This window comes from Micromonospora sp. 4G55 (assembly GCF_016803375.1).
In genome coordinates this window covers 1-3,903 of record NZ_JAEVHN010000576.1, presented here as the reverse complement: position 1 = coordinate 3,903, position 3,903 = coordinate 1, and the positions used below count along the sequence as shown (strand labels likewise).

Here is a 3,903-nt window from a genome sequence, read left to right as displayed (position 1 = left end):
CGCGGGGTAGCTGACCGGTGGCACCGGGCCGGGTGGGGCGCTGGCCGGGGCCGGCGGTCCGGTGGGGACGGTGGCGGGCGGGGTGCGGCCGTCCCGGTTGAGCAGCAGCGCGCCGCCAATGAGGATCGCCGCGCCGAGCAGGACGGCCCGGAACGCGTCCGTGACGATGAAGCCGAAGCTCACCGCGACCAGGATGCTCAGCACGATGACGGTGACCGGCGACATGCTGGACCGGCCCCGGCCGAGCATCGACTCCACCGGGGAGGCGCTGTCGCCCTCGCCGGGGATGACCAGCAGGGCCGCGACGTAGAGCAGGATGCCGACGCCGCCGAAGAAGCCGAGCACGGCGAGGATCACCCGCCAGAGCACCGGGTCGGTGTTGGTGGCCCGGCCGATCGCCGCGCAGACCCCGGCCAGGTAGCGGCCCTCCCGCGGCCGGACCAGCCCGTACCGCGAGGTGAAGCCGGCGCCGCCCGACGGCGGCGGAGCGTACCCTCCGGGGGGGTGGCGTCTGGCCGGCCGTGGGCGGGACGCCCACGGGCCCGGCGCGCCGGTGGTGGTGGGCGGCGGACTCTCCGGCTCGGTCGCCCACGGGCGGGGCGGCGGGGCAGCTTCCTCGGTCATGCTCCGATCCTGCTGCGCCGGACGCCCGAGCGTCCTCCGGACCCGACCCTGACCCCACCCTGAGATCCCGGGGGCGGGAATGTCCGGGGCGTCCCCGTGGTCGCCGGGCATCGCCCCGTGTGACGATCGGACCGGAGCCGGACGACCCCGGCGCCTGCGCCGCACCGGCCCTGAACAGGGGAGCCTCCGATCAGCACCGTGACGACCCCACCGCCCCGTCTGTATCGGGCACCCGAGCACCGGATGGCCGCCGGCGTGGCCGCCGGCATCGCCGACCACCTCGGCATCCCGGTGCTGCGGGTACGGGTCGCCTTCATGGTCCTGCTCGGCCTCAGCGGCCTGGGGCTGCTGCTCTACGCCGCCTTCTGGGCGGTGGTCCCGCTGCGCCCCGGCGACACCGCCGCGCCGCCCCGCAGGGACCTGGCGCAGCTGCTGCCGTTCGTGCTGATCGGGCTGGGCGTGCTGCTGATGCAGGTGCTGGTCTTCGACTCGGTGGGCGCGACCGGCACCGCCGGTTGGCTGGTTGCGATCATCGCGGTGGGCGCCGGCGTGATCTGGCACCAGTCCGCGCCGGAGCGCCGCCGGCAGTGGGGCGACTCGATGCCGGTGCCGTGGCTCGGCGCGGTGGTCGAGGAGAGCGACCGGCGGGCGTTCGTGCTCCGCTTCGCCGGCGGCGGGGTGCTGGTCGCGGTCGGCATCATCGGCGTGGCGGCGGTCTACTCCCCGGTGCAGAACTTCGACGCGGTGGTCAACGGCGTGATCTTCGCGCTGGTCGGGCTGGCCGGCGTCGGTGTGGTGGCGGCGCCCGTGCTGTGGCGGACGTACAACCAGCTCCGCTCGGAGCGGGAGGGGCGCATCCGCGAGCAGGAACGCGCCGAGCTGGCCGCCATGGTCCACGACCAGGTGCTGCACACCCTCGCCCTGATCCAGCGCAACGCCACCGACGTCAAGACGGTGCAGCGGCTGGCCCGGGGCCAGGAGCGCTCGCTGCGCAACTGGCTCTACAAGCCCACCGGCTCGCCCACCGAGCGCTTCGCCGCCGCCCTGGAGCAGGCCGCCGCCGAGGTGGAGGACACCTTCGCGATCACCGTCGAGGCGGTGGTGGTGGGCGACCGGGAGACCGACGAGCGGGTCGGCGCGCTGGTGGCGGCGGCCCGGGAGGCGCTGGTCAACGCGGCCCGGCACGCCGGGGTGCAGACCGTGTCGCTCTACGCCGAGGTCGAGCCGGAGCAGGTGAGCGTCTTCGTGCGGGACCGGGGCAAGGGCTTCGACCCGGATACGGTGGAGGATCACCGGCACGGCGTACGAGGATCGATCGTCGGGCGGATGAAGCGGCACGGCGGCCGGGCGGAGATCCGGTCCGGGCCGGGAGAGGGAACCGAGGTCCGGTTGATCCTGTCGATCACCGGCAACGGCTCCACGGCGGAGAGGGACAAATGATCATGGCGGAGCAGTCGATGGAACCGGTCGAGGGCGCGGACGCCCGGGTGGAGCGGCTGCGGGTCTTCCTCGTCGACGACCACGCCATGTTCCGGGCGGGCGTACGGGCCGAGCTGGGCGCGCACGTCGAGGTGGTGGGGGAGGCGAGCACGGTGGCCGAGGCGCTCACCCGGATCGCCGCGACCCAGCCCGACGTGGTGCTGCTCGACGTGCACATGCCCGACGGGGGTGGCCGGGCGGTGCTGGACGCGATGCGGCGTACCCATCCGCAGGTCAAGTTCCTGGCGCTGAGCGTGTCCGACGCCGCCGAGGACGTGATCGGGTTGATCCGGGCGGGTGCCCGGGGCTACGTCACCAAGACCATCTCGCCGGACGAGCTGACCGCCGCGATCCGTCGGGTGGCCGACGGCGACGCCGTGTTCAGCCCTCGGCTGGCCGGGTTCGTGCTGGACGCCTTCGCGGCCCGCCCGGACGCGCCGGTCGCCGACCCGGAGCTGGACCAGCTCACCAACCGGGAGCGGGAGGTGCTGCGCCTGCTGGCCCGGGGGTACGCGTACAAGGAGATCGCCAAGGAGCTGTTCATCTCGATCAAGACGGTCGAGACGCACGTGTCCAACGTGCTGCGCAAGCTCCAGATGTCCAACCGGTACGAACTGTCCCGCTGGGCGGCGGACCGCCGGCTGGTGTGACGGCAGGGCCGATCCGGAACAATCGGACCGAACGACCCCAGGGGCTGACAAGAGATCTACTCATGTCGCATAATGCCCCGTCGCGTTTTTCTCGCGTGCGGGTGGTGCGAAACCCCGCGAGAACGGCGACCTGTGCAGGCCCGCCGGATGCGGGCCCACCCCTGGGGAGAGGTGTACGACTTTGATGTTCGGACAACTGGGACGACGCTGGGCCGGAATCGCCACGGCGTTCGTCGCCGGCAGCGCGATGGTGCTCGGCTCGGCCGCTCCGGCCGCCGCCGAGGCGCCGGCGACCGGCGTGGCGCGCGCGGTGAAGGACACCGGCGTCGTGCTGAAGCTCAACGACCGGAAGCTGTCGACCTCGGCGCTCGCGCTGGAGCTCAAGGACGGCACGGTGCCGGTCTTCTGCATCGACTTCCACACTCCGGTGGCCCGCGACGGTGAGTACACCGAGGGCACCTGGGGTCAGTCGGAGGTCGAGAACCTCGGCAAGGTGCAGTGGGTGCTCACCCACGGCTACCCGAACGCCGAGGTGCCGGCGCTGCTCAAGGCGGCCGGGACGGAGCTGCCGGCCGGGCTGGGCGACAAGCGGCGCGACACCCTGCTCTACTTCGGCACCCAGACCGCCGTCTGGCACTTCAGTGACGGCGTCAAGCTGGGCGACTGGGAGCAGGGCCTGACCGACGCCGCCGAGTACGACGTGATCAAGAAGATCCACGACTACCTGGTGACGAACGCGACCGACCAGCCGGAGCCGAAGGCCGAGTTGAGCATCGACCCGGCGAAGGCCACCGCCACCGTCGGTGGCAAGGCGGGCCCGTTCACCGTCAAGGGCCCGGCCGGCGAGATCGCGCTGAAGGTCGCCGGCGGCACCGCCGTCGACGCCGAGGGCAAGCCGGTCACCACGACCACCAACGGCGGGGCCTTCTGGCTGACCGCGACCGATCCCGGTTCGGTCACCGTGACCGTTTCCGCCCAGGACTCGGTCTCCTTCGGCCGGGTGTTCCTCTTCTCCGGCGGCAAGGACCAGAAGCAGAAGCTGATCCTCGGCGGCAGCGCCGGCGCCACCGTCACCGCTGAGGCCGCGGCGAGCTTCGCCGCCGCCCCGGCCAGCCCGTCGGCGTCCCCGACCACCCCGTCGGCGTCGCCC

4 protein-coding genes are annotated in these 3,903 nt (G+C 73.1%); 3 read left to right on the top strand and 1 reads right to left on the bottom strand.

Translation table 11 applies throughout. The features are described from left to right. Positions 1–624 (bottom strand): PspC domain-containing protein (locus tag JNW89_RS30170; RefSeq protein ID WP_238451663.1); only part of this gene is annotated, 624 nt, incomplete at its 3' end. A gap of 243 nt (positions 625–867) precedes the next feature. On the opposite strand from JNW89_RS30170, the gene JNW89_RS30165 reads away from it, so the two are divergent. The 3 genes from JNW89_RS30165 to JNW89_RS30155 all read left to right on the top strand — a co-directional run. Further along, positions 868–2,064: an ATP-binding protein gene (locus JNW89_RS30165; protein ID WP_238451664.1), complete on the top strand. Its 1,197-nt coding sequence runs from the start codon at positions 868–870 to the stop codon at positions 2,062–2,064. Between the two features lie 2 nt (positions 2,065–2,066). Beyond that, the gene (locus JNW89_RS30160; RefSeq protein ID WP_210778416.1) at positions 2,067–2,753 is read left to right on the top strand and encodes a response regulator transcription factor; all 687 of its coding nucleotides are present in this window, start codon (positions 2,067–2,069) and stop codon (positions 2,751–2,753) included. A gap of 184 nt (positions 2,754–2,937) precedes the next feature. Beyond that, positions 2,938–3,903: thioester domain-containing protein (locus JNW89_RS30155; protein ID WP_238451662.1), on the top strand; the 966-nt coding region annotated here is incomplete at its 3' end.

Coding starts and splice junctions, on each gene's coding strand:
- JNW89_RS30165 (WP_238451664.1), top strand. CDS start 868: ATGGCCGCCGGCGTGGCCGCCGGCATCGCCGACCACCTCGGCATCCCG.
- JNW89_RS30160 (WP_210778416.1), top strand. CDS start 2,067: ATGGCGGAGCAGTCGATGGAACCGGTCGAGGGCGCGGACGCCCGGGTG.